This is a genomic window from Pseudomonas sp. B26(2017), from assembly GCF_002113045.1.
GTDB lineage: Bacteria > Pseudomonadota > Gammaproteobacteria > Pseudomonadales > Pseudomonadaceae > Aquipseudomonas.
The window spans coordinates 1-16,051 of the sequence record NZ_NEJJ01000007.1; the positions used below are offsets into that span (position 1 = coordinate 1).

11 protein-coding genes, 2 rRNA genes and 1 pseudogene are annotated in these 16,051 nt (G+C 59.5%); 5 read left to right on the forward strand and 9 right to left on the reverse strand.

All coding sequences use genetic code 11. The features are described from left to right. The first annotated feature begins 8 nt into the window (after positions 1-8). Positions 9-124: ribosomal RNA gene (gene rrf, locus CAF79_RS11810) — 5S ribosomal RNA — on the forward strand. A 106-nt stretch (positions 125-230) separates the two neighbouring features. After that, a 5S ribosomal RNA gene (rrf, locus tag CAF79_RS11815) occupies positions 231-346 on the forward strand. Between the two features lie 73 nt (positions 347-419). Here rrf (CAF79_RS11815) and CAF79_RS11820 read toward each other — a convergent pair. The 4 genes from CAF79_RS11820 to CAF79_RS11835 form a co-directional block, all read right to left on the reverse strand. Beyond that, positions 420-1,598, reverse strand: a complete 1,179-nt coding sequence (locus CAF79_RS11820; protein WP_085697913.1) for a PepSY domain-containing protein — start codon at positions 1,596-1,598, stop codon at positions 420-422. Positions 1,599-1,673: 75 nt separating this feature from the next. Then, a complete protein-coding gene (locus CAF79_RS11825) occupies positions 1,674-4,175 on the reverse strand; it encodes a TonB-dependent siderophore receptor (protein WP_085697914.1) in 2,502 nt (833 codons plus the stop codon). An 87-nt stretch (positions 4,176-4,262) separates the two neighbouring features. Further along, a complete protein-coding gene (locus tag CAF79_RS11830) occupies positions 4,263-5,264 on the reverse strand; it encodes a FecR domain-containing protein (protein WP_085697915.1) in 1,002 nt (333 codons plus the stop codon). Further along, positions 5,264-5,764, reverse strand: coding sequence for a sigma-70 family RNA polymerase sigma factor (locus CAF79_RS11835; protein WP_085684392.1), 501 nt, complete (start codon positions 5,762-5,764; stop codon positions 5,264-5,266). Before CAF79_RS11835 ends, CAF79_RS11830 begins: the two co-directional genes overlap by 1 nt. A 310-nt stretch (positions 5,765-6,074) precedes the next feature. Here CAF79_RS11835 and CAF79_RS29700 point away from each other — a divergent pair. Together CAF79_RS29700 and CAF79_RS29705 are read left to right on the forward strand one after the other, a co-directional pair. After that, a pseudogene (locus CAF79_RS29700) lies at positions 6,075-7,100 on the forward strand (cache domain-containing protein); the annotation flags it as partial. A 69-nt stretch (positions 7,101-7,169) separates the two neighbouring features. Then, positions 7,170-7,955, forward strand: coding sequence for a methyl-accepting chemotaxis protein (locus CAF79_RS29705; protein WP_371807395.1), 786 nt, complete (start codon positions 7,170-7,172; stop codon positions 7,953-7,955). 146 nt (positions 7,956-8,101) lie between these two features. Here the strand turns inward: CAF79_RS29705 and CAF79_RS11845 are convergent, their stop codons facing one another. The 5 genes from CAF79_RS11845 to CAF79_RS11865 all read right to left on the reverse strand — a co-directional run bounded on the left by CAF79_RS11845 (position 8,102) and on the right by CAF79_RS11865 (position 15,158). Beyond that, on the reverse strand, positions 8,102-8,569 hold the full coding sequence (locus tag CAF79_RS11845; protein WP_085697916.1) for an SRPBCC family protein: 468 nt from the start codon (positions 8,567-8,569) through the stop codon (positions 8,102-8,104). Positions 8,570-8,592: 23 nt separating this feature from the next. Continuing rightward, positions 8,593-11,982: a non-ribosomal peptide synthetase gene (locus CAF79_RS11850; protein WP_085697917.1), complete on the reverse strand. Its 3,390-nt coding sequence runs from the start codon at positions 11,980-11,982 to the stop codon at positions 8,593-8,595. Positions 11,983-11,995: 13 nt separating this feature from the next. Further along, positions 11,996-12,925 carry a diiron oxygenase gene (locus CAF79_RS11855; RefSeq protein WP_085697918.1) on the reverse strand — a complete coding sequence of 310 codons (930 nt, stop codon included), beginning with the start codon at positions 12,923-12,925 and terminating at the stop codon, positions 11,996-11,998. Continuing rightward, a complete protein-coding gene (locus CAF79_RS11860; RefSeq protein WP_085697919.1) occupies positions 12,922-13,695 on the reverse strand; it encodes a DUF3050 domain-containing protein in 774 nt (257 codons plus the stop codon). Before CAF79_RS11860 ends, CAF79_RS11855 begins: the two co-directional genes overlap by 4 nt. Before the next feature lie 752 nt (positions 13,696-14,447). Beyond that, positions 14,448-15,158 carry a GntR family transcriptional regulator gene (locus tag CAF79_RS11865; protein WP_085697920.1) on the reverse strand — a complete coding sequence of 237 codons (711 nt, stop codon included), beginning with the start codon at positions 15,156-15,158 and terminating at the stop codon, positions 14,448-14,450. 194 nt (positions 15,159-15,352) lie between these two features. On the opposite strand from CAF79_RS11865, the gene lapG reads away from it, so the two are divergent. After that, the gene (lapG, locus tag CAF79_RS11870; protein ID WP_007960234.1) at positions 15,353-16,045 is read left to right on the forward strand and encodes a cysteine protease LapG; all 693 of its coding nucleotides are present in this window, start codon (positions 15,353-15,355) and stop codon (positions 16,043-16,045) included. The last annotated feature ends 6 nt before the right edge of the window (positions 16,046-16,051 follow it).

Sequence of the window (16,051 nt, forward strand, 5' to 3'; positions counted from 1 at the left end):
CCGAATTTCTTGACGACCATAGAGCGTTGGAACCACCTGATCCCATCCCGAACTCAGAAGTGAAACGATGCATCGCCGATGGTAGTGTGGGGTTTCCCCATGTGAGAGTAGGTCATCGTCAAGATTAAATTCCGAAACCCCAATTGCGAAAGCAGTTGGGGTTTTGTTTTAGTAGAAGTCACCGATTTTTGCCGGAACGTTACTGCGGTAACGGGCTGGTCACAGAATTTCTTGACGACCATAGAGCATTGGAACCACCTGATCCCATCCCGAACTCAGAAGTGAAACGATGCATCGCCGATGGTAGTGTGGGGTTTCCCCATGTGAGAGTAGGTCATCGTCAAGATTGAATTCCGAAACCCCTGTCTGCGAATGCAGACAGGGGTTTTGTCGTTTCAGAGTCCATAAAAGTCTGATCTTCAAACCGCTCTGCGTGCCTTGCTGCTCCGACGAGCCTGCCATTTGCGCCACCAGATATAGACGCCAGTTCCCGACAACCCCGCAATCAGAACACCCAATACCGCGATCATCACTTGTCCGCTGAAGCCTATTATCCGTCCCCCATGTATCGGCAACTGTAATCGATAAAACCGCTCTCCCAACGTCCCTTCTCCTGCGATCTCTTGTCCCAATAATCGTCCGTCAGTACCGTGGAAGAACAACCAGGATTTACCGTGGGCCTCAGTGTCATGCTGTCCGAACCCCGCACCGTAGAAGTTGTACTCAAAGCTGTAATACAACTCGCCGATCGCGGCTGTCAGCCCCAATCTTTTTCCCTCCTCCTGCGCCCGTTCGTATGCCTGTTGATAACTCAATCGGGTGATCCCCAACTCTTCGGCAGGCATTCGCCCTCGAGTCTCATAGACGCTCGGTTCAATCGGAGAAAACAACGACACCACCGGTTTGAAGGCCTGGCTCGGCAGGTTCATCGCCACGCTGCTGACGGCTATCGGCAGCAATAACAACCATAGCCACAAGCCCCCCGCCCGATGCAGATCGAAGTTGAGTCGATAAGCATGGCCGCCCTTGATCTTCCAGGCGCTCGACCATTTCTTCCAGAAAAGTTTACCCCTCGGTAATGTCAGCCAGAGGGCGACGAAGCAATCGATTACCCAAGCGATGGCCACCAACCCCATCAACAGCAAACCCCAGTTACCGGGCAGTGTCAGGTTGTAGTGAAACTCAAGAATGAACGGAACGAAGTTCTCGCGCTGGAAACAGCACTCGCCCCAATAACGCTGACCTTTCTGTTCGCCACTGACCGGGTCGAGGTAGAACACTTCATTGCGTTCTTTAAACGGTTTGCCCGTCGCCGGATCATTCCGTGGAACCGCCGCCAGCAATGCCGTGTGGCCTGTCTCATTCGGGTACTCCATGTACCAGACTTGCAACTTCGGATGTACCGATTGCACCGCATCAACCAGCTCACCTGGCGGTAGACGCTCCCCCTCGGCCGACGCTGCGTAAAACTCCGGATTCAACCACTCATCCAACTCATGGTTGAACGCCAGAAGGCTCCCCGTGATCCCGGCCAGCAGTAGAAAAACCGCCGTGGCCAACCCGATATACCGGTGCAATAAAACCAGAAACGAACGCATGAACATTCCCCCACAGATACGACAAAGCCAGCCCCTGAAATCAGGGGCTGGCTTCTTTATGCACAAGACAAAGGCTCAGAACTGATAACTGACCGTCGCGGCGACGTTGCGCTCTTCGCCCATGTAGCAGAAGTCCAGACTGGCGCAGGAGGCTACGTAGGATTCGTTGGTCAGATTGTTTGCATTCAGGCGAACGTCGACACCCTTCAGACCTACCTTGCCGAGGTCATAGCCAATCGATGCGTCGAACAATGTGTAGGACGGCACCCTCATCGTGTTCTCTGCATCCACCCAGCTATAGCCGACATAACGCACACCACCACCCAGGCGCAGCCCATCGAGTGCAGCGCTGTCAAACTTGTAGTCGGCCCACAGCGATGCCATGTGCCGCGGCGCCTGGGTCGGCGAGTTGCCTTTGTTCTCGATCACATTGGTCGGTGTGCTCAAGGTGCTGATCATCGATTTCGAGTATTCAATGTCGGTAAATGTGTAACTGCCGAGGACTTTCAAGTTGTCGGTCAACTGCATGTGCGCTTCCAGTTCCAGACCTTGAGAGCGGACAGCGCCTACAGCGCGATAGAAGTTTTCCTGCGGAAGTTTGGTCGCCAGGTTCTCCTGATCGATGCGGAACAGCGAAGCGGTGAACAGGTTGTCGGTGCCCGGCGGCTGATACTTCAGGCCCATTTCCCACTGAGTTCCATCGGTCGGTGCGAGCGGATTACCGGCGCTGTCCGCGTAGGAATTCGGGTTGAACGATTCGGAATAGCTGACGTACGGCGCGAGGCCGTTATCGAACAGATACAGCGCGCCGGCACGGCCGGTGAGCTTGGTGCGTCGATCATTGATCTCGGTGCCGACCGGACGGCCCGCTTCGGCGATGCGGTTTTCGTCGGAGGTTTCCACCCAGTCCTGACGCAGTCCCAGCGAGAAGCGCCACTTGTCCATTTCGATCAGGTCTTGCAGGTAAACGCCGGTCTGCTCCAGGCGCCGCAGGTAGCTGGTATCGCCGTACGACGTAATAGCGGAATTGCCGTACACCGGGTTGAACGCGTTGATCGGCGCCAGGCCGCCACTGGTCCAGTCGACCACGGTTTTGCGTCGCTGGTAATCCGCCCCCATCAGCACCGTGTGCTTGGTCGCACCGGTGAAAAATTCGGCCTGCAGCATGTTGTCGACGATGAACGCGTGCAGACGCTCGTCGCCGCCGGTGTAGTAGCGATTCAGTTCGTTGCTGGTCGGCGACGTCCAGCCATAGGCGTATACCTGATCCATGTTCACTTTGGAGTCGAGGTAGCGGAAATTCTGCCGCGCGGTGAAGACGTCGTTGAAGCGGTGTTCGAACTGGTAACCGAACGACTGCTGATCACGGGAGTAACTATCGATGCCTGGCTCGCCTTCGAAGAAATGCGGCGAGATGCGATGGCCGTTGCGCTGATGAATCGTGCCGTCAGCGGGTACACCGCCGTGGTAACCGCCATCCGGGTCATGTTGCAGATACGCTTGCAGCGTCAGCGACGTGTCTTCGCTGAAATCGATGCTGACCGTCGGCGCGAGGGCGAAGCGCTTTTCCTTGTTGTGGTCGAATTGCGTGTCGGACTGATCCGTCAATCCGGTCAGACGATAGGCGATACGCTTGTTGTCATCGACCGGTCCGCTGAAGTCAAAACCGACACCGCGCTGGCCCTGTGTGCCGATCGTGGCCTGTACCTGGTGATAGGCTTCGTACAGCGGCTTCTTGCTGGTCAGCGCGACCAGACCGCCTGGCGAGCTACGACCGTAGAGCACTGACGACGGGCCTTTCAGAATATCGACGCGCTCAAGGAAATACGGATCGACCTGCATCGTGCTGTAGGTGCCGCTGTCGCCCATCGACTTGAGGCCGTCGAGGTAAATGTTATCCACCGAACCGTCGTTGAAACCGCGCATTGCCACGTAGTCGTAACGGTGCGTGGCGCCGTAAGGGTTGGTCAGCACGCCGGGGGTGTAACGCATGGCCTGGGACACGGTTTGGGATCCCTGGTCATCCATTTGCTCGCGAGTGACGACGGACACGCTTTGCGAAGTTTCCAGCAGCGCAGTACTGGTTTTGGTGGCGATCTGGCTGTGCGTCGCGTTGTAGCCGTCCATGCTGCCCAACGCGTTGCCGAGGGCGAAGCCTTTGATGTCGGTGGTCGGCAGGGCCAGCGCTTCGGTTTCTGCGACGGAGCGCAATACATAACTGCTGCCGTCCTGGCTGATCGCTTCCAGACCCGAACCACCGAGCAGATGACTCAGCGCCTGATCGGTCGAATACTCGCCCTGCACGCCGGGTGTTTGTCGGCCCTGGGTCTGCTGAGGCGTCATCGACAAAGTGATGTTTGCCTGACGCGCGAATTGATTGAGCGCATCGCCCAATGGTCCGGCGGCGATGTTGTAGCGGTGGTTGCTGATCTCGCTGGCATTGGCCCCCATGCTCAGGCTCGGCAACACGCCAACACCCAGTGCGGTAGAAAACAGCGCCGCCCGGACGGCATGACGCAACAGGCCGGATTCGGAAGAGAAATTCAGAGGGTTCTTACAGGTAACGCGCGCAGTCATTGTAGGTTTCCGTAGGCAGTCGCGAAGGCTGAGTTGAAGTGCTTACTGACTAAGCCGGACTTGCCACGAAAACCCGCCAAAATAATTTCAGGCCACAGACTCCAGTGTCACCCACCAGCGGGTGCGATAACGCAATTGCACCGGCAGGGTCTGCGGCAGGACCGCCAGCAGCTTGTCGGTGTCCGCAAGGCGGAATACGCCGGACAGGCGCAGATCCGCAATGTCCGACGCGCAGCTCAGAAACCCCTGACGATAACGGCCGACTTCGCTGACGAAGTCACCCAGCCGCATGTTGCGAGTCACGATCAACCCGTCGACCCAGGCACCAGCGTCCATGTCCGAGGGTGGCGCGGGGCGAATTTGATGGTGATCGATCAGATAGCTCTGACCGGCGATGACCTCTGCCGAATTGCCAGCGGAGTGAATCGCAACCCGGCCACTGGTGACGCTCAGGCGCGTGCAACCCTCTTCCTCGCGCAGAATGAATCGCGCCTTGAACGGCTCGTAAGTGCCATGACGGCTCTGCACCCGCAGCGGTCGGTCAAACGGCGCACCTTCATCGGCACCGCCGCAGGTGACGACGATTTCGCCTCGGGTCAGTTTGATCAGCCGTTGTTGCGCGGTGTAGTCGAGATCCACGCTGCTGGCAGTGTTGAGTTCGATCCGCGTGCCGTCCGGCAACTGGTAGCCACGGCGCTCGCCGGTGGCGGTGGCGTAGTCGGCGCTCCACTGTTGCCAGACGGAAGTGTCTCTGGCCAGCCATCCCGCCGAGCCCACCAGCAAAGCGCCGGACAATAGCTTCAACGCCTGACGTCGTCCCAACCCCTGCGCACTGTTTTCCAGCGTGTTGAACGCCACCTGCGCACCGGGCACGGCTCGCAAATTGTGGTTCAGTTCAGCTTGCAGAGACTGCACCCGTTGCCAGGCCAGTTCATGATCATGGTGTTCGGCGCGCCATTGTTCGCACTGGCGATTCAGGCGCGGGTTGCCATGGTTGTTGCGCAGGCGCAGGAGCCAGTGAATGGCCTGTCGAACCACCTGCTGCGGTGGCTCGGCACGACGGCCAAGCGAGGGGTTATCCACCGGCATCAGCTTTCATACCGCAGCACATAGCAGTGAAACAGGGCATCGGCGACGTAGCGTTCTACGGAGCGCAGGGACAGGCCCATCCGCTCGGCAATCTGCCTGTGGGTCAAACCTTCGCACTGCGCCAGCAGAAATGCCTGACGCACTTTCGGCTTCAAGCCTTCAAGCATGCGTGCGATGCCTTCGAGCAATTCGATCACCAAGGCGCGGGCTTCGGCACTTGGTGTTTCGGCTTCAGGCAAGTGGGCGATGGTTTCCAGATAGGCGCGTTCAATTTCTTCACGGCGCCAATGATCGATCACCAGACCCCGGGCAACCGTACGCAAAAATGCGCGGGGTGCCTTGAGCTCCAGACGCTCGGTGCGTTGCAGCAGGCGAACGAAGGTGTCCTGAGCCAGATCCGCCGCATCGGCGGCATTGCCCAGCCGCGCGCGCAACCAGCCGTTGAGCCAGCCGTGATGACTACTGTAAAGCGCCTGTACTGCAAACTCAGGTGAGGACATGAACGCGACAGCCCGAACGTCACAAATGATAATTAGTCGCATTGTCATCAAGGGTTACAGAATTTGCAACCGGCGCTGCAAAGCCGTCATCAAAAAATGACAGGCGAACGCTCTGGCACGCCGTTCGGCGGGAACTGGCAGAAATGCCGTCCATTTCCTACAAAACGCTAAGTTTTCTCCGAATCGTGCCGACAGACTGGTGAGACATGCGTGCACCAAAGTAGAGCAGCCATCAGAACGCTACCTGCGCTGTACATGGAATGTTGCATACGGAACGCATCCCCACTTTTCGCATAAGAAGTCCCATGAAATGAATCTCAAGTTCAGCCATAAAATCCTGCTGGCCGCCTCCGGCGTCGTGGTCCTGGCGTTCGCGCTGTTTACTTTGTACAACGACTATCTGCAGCGAAATACCATTCGCCAAAACCTCCAGTCCTCGGTCCAGCAGGCCGGTGACCTGACCGCCAGCAGTGTGCAGAACTGGATGAGCGGGCGGATTCTGGTACTGGAAAACCTCGCGCAGAACGTCGCTCATCAAGGCAAGAATGCCGACTTTCCGGGGCTGGTCGATCAACCGGCCTTCACCTCGAACTTTCAGTTCACCTACGTCGGTCAGGCCAACGGTGTGTTCACCCAGCGCCCTGACGCAAAGATGCCGGACGGCTACGATCCGCGTCAGCGTCCTTGGTACAAGCAGGCCGTGGCCGCTGACCAGACCATGCTGACCCCGCCATACATGGCTGCGGTTGGAGGCCTGGTGGTGACCATCGCCATGCCCGTGAAAAAGAACGGTGAACTGCTCGGCGTAGTGGGCGGTGACCTGAGCCTGGAAACCCTGGTGAAGATCATCAACTCGGTGGACTTCGGCGGCCTGGGCCACGCGTTCCTGGTCAGCGGTGACGGTCAGGTGATTGTCAGCCCGGACAAAGATCAGGTGATGAAGAACCTCAAGGACATCTACCCGAACGCCGGTGTGCGCATCGAGAAGGGCAATCAGAACGTGGTGCTCAACGGCCAGGAACGCATCCTGTCGTTCACCCCGGTCGCAGGTCTGCCGAATGCCGAGTGGTACATCGGCCTGTCGATCGACCGCGACAAGGCCTACGCCGCACTCAGCCAGTTCCGTACCTCGGCGGTGATTGCGATGTTCGTCGCCGTGGGCGCGATTGCGGTGTTCCTGAGCCTGTTGATCACCGTCCTGATGCGTCCGCTGATCACCATGGGCCGCGCGATGCAGGACATCGCCCAGGGTGAAGGTGACCTGACCCGCCGTCTGGTGGTGGAAAGCAAGGACGAGTTCGGTGAGCTGGGCAGTTCGTTCAATCAGTTCGTGGAGCGGATTCACGCCTCCATTTCCGAAGTGTCTTCCGCGACCCGTCACGTACACGACCTGTCGCAACGGGTGATGGCATCGTCCAACGCCTCGATCATCGGTTCGGACGAGCAAAGCGCGCGCACCAACAGCGTCGCTGCTGCGATCAATCAGCTGGGTGCCGCCACCCAGGAAATCGCCCGCAACGCCGCCGATGCTTCGCAACACGCCAGCGGCGCGAGCGAACAGGCTGAGGATGGTCGTCAGGTGGTCGAGCAGACGATTCAGGCGATGACCGAGCTGTCGCAGAAGATCAGTCTGTCGTGCACCCAGATCGAAACCCTGAACGCGAGCACCGACAACATCGGCCACATTCTCGATGTGATCAAAGGCATCTCCCAACAGACCAACCTGCTGGCGCTCAATGCGGCTATCGAAGCGGCCCGTGCCGGTGAAGCCGGACGCGGGTTTGCGGTGGTGGCGGACGAAGTGCGCAACCTTGCTCACCGCACCCAGGAATCGGCGGAAGAAATCCACAAGATGATCACCTCGCTGCAGGTCGGCTCCCGTGAAGCGGTGAGCACCATGAACGCCAGTCAGGCGTCCAGCGAAGAGAGCGTTGAAGTGGCGAACCAGGCCGGTCTGCGGCTGGTCAGCGTGACCCAGCGCATCGGTGAAATCGACGGCATGAACCAGTCGGTGGCAGCGGCTACCGAAGAGCAGACCGCCGTGGTGGAAACCCTCAACGTCGACGTCAACCAGATCAACCTGCTGAACCAGCAGAGCGTGGCCAACCTCAATGAAACGTTGAAGGATTGCGATGCGTTGTCGCAGCAGGCCAATCGTTTGAAACAGCTGGTCGACAGCTTCAAGATCTGACATCACGTCAGACCGCGTTATCGTTCATCGCGGGCAAGCCCGCTCACACAGGATTTCTGGCGCACACAACATTTGTGAGCGACCTGGAACCCGTGGGAGCTGGCTTGCCAGCGATAGCGGTGGCTCAATCACCGCAGAGCTGAAGCCTAAATAAACAGCTTCAGCACATTCCCCATCGCATCATTGGCAAACCCCTGCACGAAATCCTTGAACCCCGGCAGTGCCTCGGGGCCGCCGCTGGCCGGCTCGGCGATGATCGTCCAGGTCGCCCGCGACTTGCCCGCGCCCAGCGACTCCACATTCATCGCCGCCCACAGATTGGCCACGCCCAGCGTGTTGTAGATCGTGGTCCAGGTCATGCTCAACGCCTGGTCGTCCCGGGAGTTGAGTTGCTCGACCACCACGTTGCCATCCTTGAAGAACTTTTTGCGCAACGAAGACACGCCATCGCCGGTCATTTCGATGTGTGACAGGGCCGGAATGAAACGGTCGAAACCGTCGAACCTGCCCACCACCGCCCACACCTGTCTGGCGTCCACCGGCACTTCGACCGATGACACGACGTGGCAGCCGTGAGGGTTTTTGATCAGGGTGTCGGGTTGAAGATTGCTCATGGTGTTGCTCCTTGGTTGATGAGTCAGATGAAGTTGATTTCTTTCAGGTAGTCGCAGCCGCGACGCAGCAGCGCCGGGGATTTTTCCGGGTAATGCGCGCCCATCTGCTGCACGCCGGCCTGGGCGTTGGCGTGGCCGATCAGGGAAATGTCGCCGATGTCTTCCTCGAAGCCGTTGAGGTAGAAACCGAGTACGCCGAACAGCGCGTTGTCGGCATCGACCCGCTCCAGTTGCTGCTGCCAGTCGGCGACGCTGACCAGCGAAAACTCGCTGCCGGTTTCGCGGAACGACGCGACATAGGCATCCCAGCTCAGAGGCTCCGGGTTGTGCAGGTTGAACACCGCCCGTTCGGCCGAATAACGGCTGGCGTGGAAGGCGATGAAACGGGCGAGAAAATCCACTGGCATCAGGTCGAAATTCAGCGCGAAGGCGGGTACCTGACCGAGCTGGATCGAGCCCTTGAGCATCAGCATCAAACGGTTCTTGTGCGGCTGGCAGACACCGCTGAGGCTGTTGAAACTGATGTTGCCGGGCCGATACAGATTGACCCGAACCCCACGCTCCCGCGCCCGTTCGAGGATGCGTTCGCCGACCCATTTCGACAGGTTGTAGCCGTTGCGGATGTAGATCGGCGGCGTCGGTGCGGCGGGCGATTCCAGCACCCGGCCTGCGTCGTCGACGGTGCTGGAGGCGGACAGTGTCGAGACGAAATTGAACACCTTCTTGCTGCGCCCTTCGCACAGCCGCAGCAGTTCGAAAATCGGCTCGACGTTGTCCGCCGCCAACGACTCGTAATCGAGCACGTGATTGACGTTGGCCGCGTTGTGCACCAGCGCGCCGAACTCGCGATCCAGTCGCTCGAAATCCCCATCGGCCAGGCCCAGTTGCGGCCGGGTGATGTCCGCCGAATAGACCCGCACCCGACTCAGGTCCAGATGCTCCAGCCGGTTCTCTCGCAGCGCTTGGGCAAAGCGCTGCGCCGCCGTTTGCCCGCCGCCATCGCGCACCAGACACGCCACTTCGCCGGCGCCCCATCCCAGTAGCGCCTCGACGATGTGCACACCGACAAAACTGTTGGCGCCGGTGACAATCACCTTGTGAACATCGCCCATGCGACTGATCGGCAACGGCTCGATGTCCAGGGCTCGCTCGGCGTCGGCCATCGCCTGGGCGCTGAGCACCGCGCTGTCATCGGTGCCGCGCACCAGCGTGGCGAGCTTGGTAATGGTCGGCAATTCGATGAAGCGGTTGATCGAAATACTGCGACCGAACTCCTCCCGCAGACGCAGGAGCATGCGTGACAGCAGAATCGAGTGACCGCCGAGATTGAAGAAGCTTTCGTCGGTGGAAATGTCGCTGGTCGGCAGCTCCAGCAACTCGCCCCAGATTTCCAGCAGCAGTGCTTCGTCGGCATTGGCCGGCAGGCATTTCGGGCCGCTGTCCTGCACGCTGACCGGCAGTTCCAGCAAGGCCTTGCGATCGACTTTGCCGTTGGCGGCGAACGGCATGTTCGCCAGTTCCGTCCACGCCACCGGCTGCATGTAGTCGGGCAAAAACTGCTGCGCATGTGCTTTCAACGCGTCGCGCGCGGCATCCGATTGCGGCTGGGCGAGGAATGCCAGAATCCGCCGCTGACTGTCGATCACCACCGCGATTTGCCGATACAACTGACTCTCGCGCAGGCAGCGCTCGATCTCCTCCGGCTCGACCCGGAAGCCGCGGATCTTCACCTGATTGTCGCGGCGCCCGCACAGCTCTATGCCGTCTTCGCCCCACTTGGCCATATCGCCGCTGCGGTAGGCACGCAGGCGCTGGCCGTCCGGCAATTCAAGCTCCAGATAGCGCTCCGCCGTCTGCTGCGGATTGTTCAGGTAACCCAGGCACACGCCGGGGCCGACGATGAACAGTTCGCCCATCGTTTGTTCCGGTACCGGATGCAAATCGTCGTCGAGAATCAGCACCTGACTGTTGGCAATCGGCCCGCCGAGGGTGCGATTGCTGTCACCCGGTTGCAGTTGCCGCGCAGTGATCAGCACCGTGGCTTCGGTGGGGCCGTAGAGGTTGTGCAGCTTGCCCTGGCGCGTCAGTTGCTCGATCACGAACGGCTCGCAGACATCGCCGCCGGTCATGATCTGGCCGACGCTTTGCAGTTGCTCCAGCGGCAGGATGCTCAACAGCGCCGGCGGCAGGAACGCATGGGTCAGTTGCCGACGGCGGATCAGTGCCACCAGTTGCAGCGGATCGCGGCGCTGGGTGTCGTCGGGCACCACCAGTTCCGCGCCTTTGAGCAAGGTCGGGAAAATGTCGATCAGCGACGAGTCAAAACTCAGCGACGAGAACTGCAACACCCGGCTCTCTGCATGCAATTGCACATAGTCGGCGTACCACGCGGTGAAGTGCGCGAGGTTCGCCTGACTCAGCAGCACACCCTTCGGATGCCCGGTGGTGCCCGAGGTGTAGAGCGCCATGCATGGTGCATCGAGCTCGGGTCGACGACGCATCAGCGGTAGCGACAGATCGACGTCAGTGCGTTCGATGCGACAGACATCCAACCCCGGCATCGAACCGCTCAGTGGATGTTCGCCGTCGTGCAGCAACAACACCGCCCCGGCATTTTCCAGAATGTACTGCTGGCGCTGAAGTGGATGGCTCGGCTCCAGCGGCAGATACACCGCGCCGCTGCCGAGAATCGCCAGAATTGAGGCAAACAGCGCATCGCATTTCGGCAGGCAAATCCCCACCACCCACGGCTGCGGCTGGGTCTCCAGGATTGCCAGCAACCGTTGCTGGATCGCCCGGCTGTGATCATGCAACTGGCGATAGCTGATCGACCGCTCGGCAAGGTGCAATGCCGGGCGCTCCGCGTGCTCGATCAGGCTTTGTTGCAGCCGCTCGATCACCGGGATCTGCGCCTGTAGCAGCAAGGTCGGATGGTCCGTGGCATTGAAGCGATGGACGTAGGCCAGGCTATCGAGAAACAGCAGGTTTTCCACCTGCTCGAAGTCCGGTGCACGGGCTGTCGTCGCATGCTGAAAATACTCGGCATCGCGCGAAAAACGACTGACCTGCAGTGCCACTTCGTCCACCACCAGCGCCAGTGTTCGCTGGCGCAGGGCCTGGCCGTTGCCGGACGCTTCGTCGGCGATCGGCACGCGGCTCAGCAGTGTCGAGTGACACAGGCACAGCAGATCAAGCACCGGCAAACCGCCGGCGCCCGTTGCACCGATACCCAGACATAAAGTCAGGAGCGGTGTCACGCCGTAATCCTGCGGCGCAAGACTGCCGTCATCGATCACCAGATCCACCGACGGAGCGACGTCCGTCAGCAATGAATGACCGTGTTGTTCGAGCTCATGCGCCAGGTCGGTCAAGACCTGGCTGCGGCCCCTCAGCAAAATGTCGAGACGTCTCATGTCAGCCTCCTTGTCAAACCAGGTAGTCGCGCAGGGCGTGCTGCACGCACGGTGTGTCGAGCAGCGAGCTGTTGTGGAAGAACCGCACGATGTTGCCCACCAGCGGGTGGTGACGATTGATCGGGAAGGCCAACCCGGCCATCTCGTCTTTCAGTGCGCGACGGGTTGCCTCGCTGACTGGCAGGGCGTCGATCAGGCGCAGGTCGAAGGACTTCTGAATGTCGTTGGTCAGGTAATGGCCGATGAACACCGGCAGGATCTGCGCGATGCATTGACGATCCGCATCGCTCGCGGTGTGCCAGTAGATGCGCACCATCCGCGCCCAGAAACTCGAGTGTCGGCCCTCGTCGAGCAAGTGATCGGCCATCAGACCCTTGATCGAAGGCTTGACCGTGTCGTCCCGGGCGAACGCCGCGACATCGCCGGTCACGGTGTTCTCGGCGATGGCTACGCAAATCAGTTCCACGGCGCTGCGCAGGTGTTCCGGAGCCAGTTCGACGGCGGCGGGAATTGCCCGGCTCAGTTCGATTTCATTCGGTAGCTCGATCGGCTCGATGCCGGTCATGGCCACGGTCTGCTGCATGAAATCCATCGCCACCAGCGCGTGGTAATCCTCGTCCACCACCACGGTCATGGCGTCGTAGCGACAGGCGAACGGGAAGGGCACGGCGAAGCGGTTCTTGGCGATGCTGCGGGCGGTCTTGTCGACGATCTCGGTTTCGAAAATCACCACGTCGTTGATGAATTTGTACAGCGTCTGCACCAGGGCGAAATCACGCTGTTCGGGGCATTCGCGCAGGAAGGTTTCGCTGAGCACCAACGGCTGGCGGCTGAGCGGATAGATCAGCCGCGCGTCATCCTCCAGCACGCGGCGCGGCCGGGTGCGAATGGTCGCGCGGCTTTCCCAGGCATCGGCGAAAGACTGGTAGTCGGCGGCGTTCATTGGGCCACCTCCACCAGCGGTTCGCGCATGCTCAGGCGCAGGCCGTCCCAAAGGGCGATGCGGCTTTCCACGGCGGCGATGGCGCTGGCGTAAACCTCGGCTTCGCGCTGCGGATCGCCATCCACCAGTCGATCCAGCAGTTGTTCGGCGGCCGGGCCGTGGTCTTCCGAGTCGACCTCGATGTGCCGTTCGAGGTAGTAACGGAAGGTCGGCGCCTGTTCGACGCCGATGCCCCAGGCATCGAGCATGCGCTGGAACATGGTCGGGATCACGCTCTCGCGACCGTGCAGGAAGGCAGCGGCAACGCTGTGACCGGGTGCATGCAGCGCGGTGTGCAAGGTGTCACAGACGAACCGCGCCGCCGCCGGATCTACTTCGACGCTTTGCAAGGCGACGTCGTAACTGACGCCCTCCTGTTGCAGCGTCACGAAGCGCTCCACCGCTGTCGTGTCCGCACCGACTTCGCGCATGGCATCGAGGTACAGTTCGAAGTGACTGTAATGCCCGTGTGACAGCCGATCGTCAGATTCTTCCCCGAGCACGATTTCGTTGATCAGTCTTGCTGCGTGCGGATCGCGCGGCGGCAACCACGGCAGGCGAGTGCAAGTCAGTTCCTGCTGCAGGCGCTTGGTCAGCGACATGAAGTCCCAGACGGCAAATACATGGGATTCCATGAACCGGCGTAATGTCTTCAAAGAATCTATTTCGGTGAAGATCGGATGAACGCTGAGTTCGGCTTTCTTTAGTGTAAGTTGCTCTTTTGTTGGCATGGTTGCGAGACTCTGGCTAATAGGGAATAGGGATTGCTCAATCAATTGCTAATGGCGTTGAACAAGTTTCTCCAGGCGAACGACAGCCTCATTCGGTTTCGATGAAAGCAGGCAATGTCTGAAGGGCCCAAGACAGCAGCGGACGGTCAAACCGTCGCAACCGAGGCCGTAGTGCAAGGTTGTGCCGGGTTTTTCATTTCGGATCCAAACTCGGCGAAGAAAAACTAATACATCGCAAAACAACTTAACAAGTTTATTTTCAATTATTTTTAGTTGGCTGTTTTTGAAGTGTGAGTGGGTCTGATAAAACTTATAAGTTAAGTTTTATTGGGGCGTAGTTACTCCTTTCGGCGTTTAATGGCCAAAATTGAACGACAAGAGTGAATGCCTCACTCAAAGCAACTTTCCAATTGAGTAATTGAATGAATATGAGGGGATGAAGTCGGACTGTAACGGCGCCGTTCTTCCTGATCCCGTGACAAGGCTCCTTCCGTAGGTTCCTGGTGCGGGGACTGCTGCCGGGGCGGCGCGTCCCCGTTCTATATTGGGTTGGCGATTCAAGGGTGCGCGTAAATCGGCGCCGCGGCTATCGTCGAAAATGACTTCCTTTGCGGTGCAAATTCCGGGCTGTTCAAAGCAGGAGGGAGGTTAGAGCGCAGGCGCCGAAGTGCCACAGCAATTGAGCGTGACCGGCGTGGGGATTTGTAAGCGGGTTATACGCCGGGTAAGCGAGGGCTCACCCGGGCGGATTTTCAGCGTGCCGCCTGGCGATCATTAGAGGCGGTGCTTGCCAGGTATCGAGTGATCACCTCGACACCGCGATTGAGGTGCTGCTCCAGCAGTGTGACGGCACGCGGGGTGTCACGATCTATCACGGCCTGCAACAACGCACGGTGATCGTCCTGGGAGAGTTTGCCCAGGCCCATGGCCTCGAGGTTGAAACGCAGGAAGCGTTCCTCTTCATTCAAGCCGTCTTCCACCAGCCGCAACAGCCGGCCATTGGGCGCCTTGCTGTAGAGCGCCATGTGAAACAGACGGTTGAGCCGACCGATTTCGGTGTAGTCGTGTTCGACTTCCAACTCTTCGATGTAGCCGGCCGCGCGTTCGTGATCGGCCGGGGTCAACAAGGGGATCGACTGACGCAGCGCTTCAGACTCCAGCAGGATGCGCAGCTCGTAGGTTTGCGTTGCATCGCCCTGGATCAATGGCGCCACCACGGCGCCCTTGTGGGCAATCACGCTGAGCAGGCCCTGGGCCTCGAGTTGACGCAAGGCTTCGCGTACCGGCATGCGGCTGACGCCGAACAGGTCGGCCAGATCCTGCTGGCGCACGGCGGTTCCGCAGGGCAGGCGACCGTCGAGAATGGCGGCGCGCAGGGTTTCTTCGATGACCGAGCGCGCCAGATGCGCGGGAATCGGGCCGTCGACTTTGATGCTGTGGAGTGGCTTGGGCTTCTGGGTCACAACTGCACACCCTATGACTGCGATATTTGGATCCAAAGGACACTAGTGATTGCTCTACAGGTTGTCAAACCGCGTAGAGGAACCCTGTTACACCTGAAGTTTAGCGCGCCAGCGATGATCTCAGGGTGCCATTGTTTTTTGCTGGACTAACCTTCACCATCAAGCGCTTTCTTCTCTGCCCTGGATGCCTTGCATTGGCGGTACGTTTCGCAATCCCACGGATTGCGCGCTGGCTTGCCTGCGCGCTGCTGCTGGCCGGCATCATGCTGGGCGGCCTGCATGCCGATTGGGATTTTTCCGCGATCAGCCGCAAGGCCACGGCGCTGTACGGACCGCTGGGCGCCGGGCAACAGCGGATCGATGCCTGGCAGAATCTGCTGGCCACGCAGAAGCAGGTCAGCGAGATGGAAAAGCTCAAAGTGGTGAACCTGTTTTTCAACAAACAGATGCGCTACGTCGAAGACATCGATCTGTGGCACGAGGTCGATTATTGGGAAACTCCCATCGAAGCCTTGTGGAAAGGCGCCGGCGACTGCGAAGACTATGCGATCGCCAAGTATTTCAGCCTGCGCCACCTCGGTGTGGCCAGTGACAAGTTGCGCATCACCTACGTCAAGGCCCTGCGCCAGAACCGCGCGCACATGGTCCTGACTTACTATTCCAGCCCTGACGCCATGCCGCTGGTGCTCGACAGCCTGATCGACCCGATCAAACCGGCCGCCGAGCGAACCGATTTGCTGCCGGTCTACTCTTTCAATGCCGAGGGTTTGTACCTGCCGGGAGCGAAGGGCAACAAGAAGGTCGGTGACACCAAACGCCTGTCACGCTGGCAGGATGTGTTGAAGAAAATGCAGGCCGAAGGATTCCCGGTCGAGACGACTAACTAGGAGCAC

Bases quoted from the DNA above. Each gene is read 5' to 3' on its own strand.
- CAF79_RS11820 (WP_085697913.1), bottom strand. From the start codon at position 1,598: ATGCGTTCGTTTCTGGTTTTATTGCACCGGTATATCGGGTTGGCCACG.
- CAF79_RS11825 (WP_085697914.1), bottom strand. From the start codon at position 4,175: ATGACTGCGCGCGTTACCTGTAAGAACCCTCTGAATTTCTCTTCCGAA.
- CAF79_RS11830 (WP_085697915.1), bottom strand. From the start codon at position 5,264: ATGCCGGTGGATAACCCCTCGCTTGGCCGTCGTGCCGAGCCACCGCAG.
- CAF79_RS11835 (WP_085684392.1), bottom strand. From the start codon at position 5,764: ATGTCCTCACCTGAGTTTGCAGTACAGGCGCTTTACAGTAGTCATCAC.
- CAF79_RS29705 (WP_371807395.1), top strand. From the start codon at position 7,170: ATGGCATCGTCCAACGCCTCGATCATCGGTTCGGACGAGCAAAGCGCG.
- CAF79_RS11845 (WP_085697916.1), bottom strand. From the start codon at position 8,569: ATGAGCAATCTTCAACCCGACACCCTGATCAAAAACCCTCACGGCTGC.
- CAF79_RS11850 (WP_085697917.1), bottom strand. From the start codon at position 11,982: ATGAGACGTCTCGACATTTTGCTGAGGGGCCGCAGCCAGGTCTTGACC.
- CAF79_RS11855 (WP_085697918.1), bottom strand. From the start codon at position 12,925: ATGAACGCCGCCGACTACCAGTCTTTCGCCGATGCCTGGGAAAGCCGC.
- CAF79_RS11860 (WP_085697919.1), bottom strand. From the start codon at position 13,695: ATGCCAACAAAAGAGCAACTTACACTAAAGAAAGCCGAACTCAGCGTT.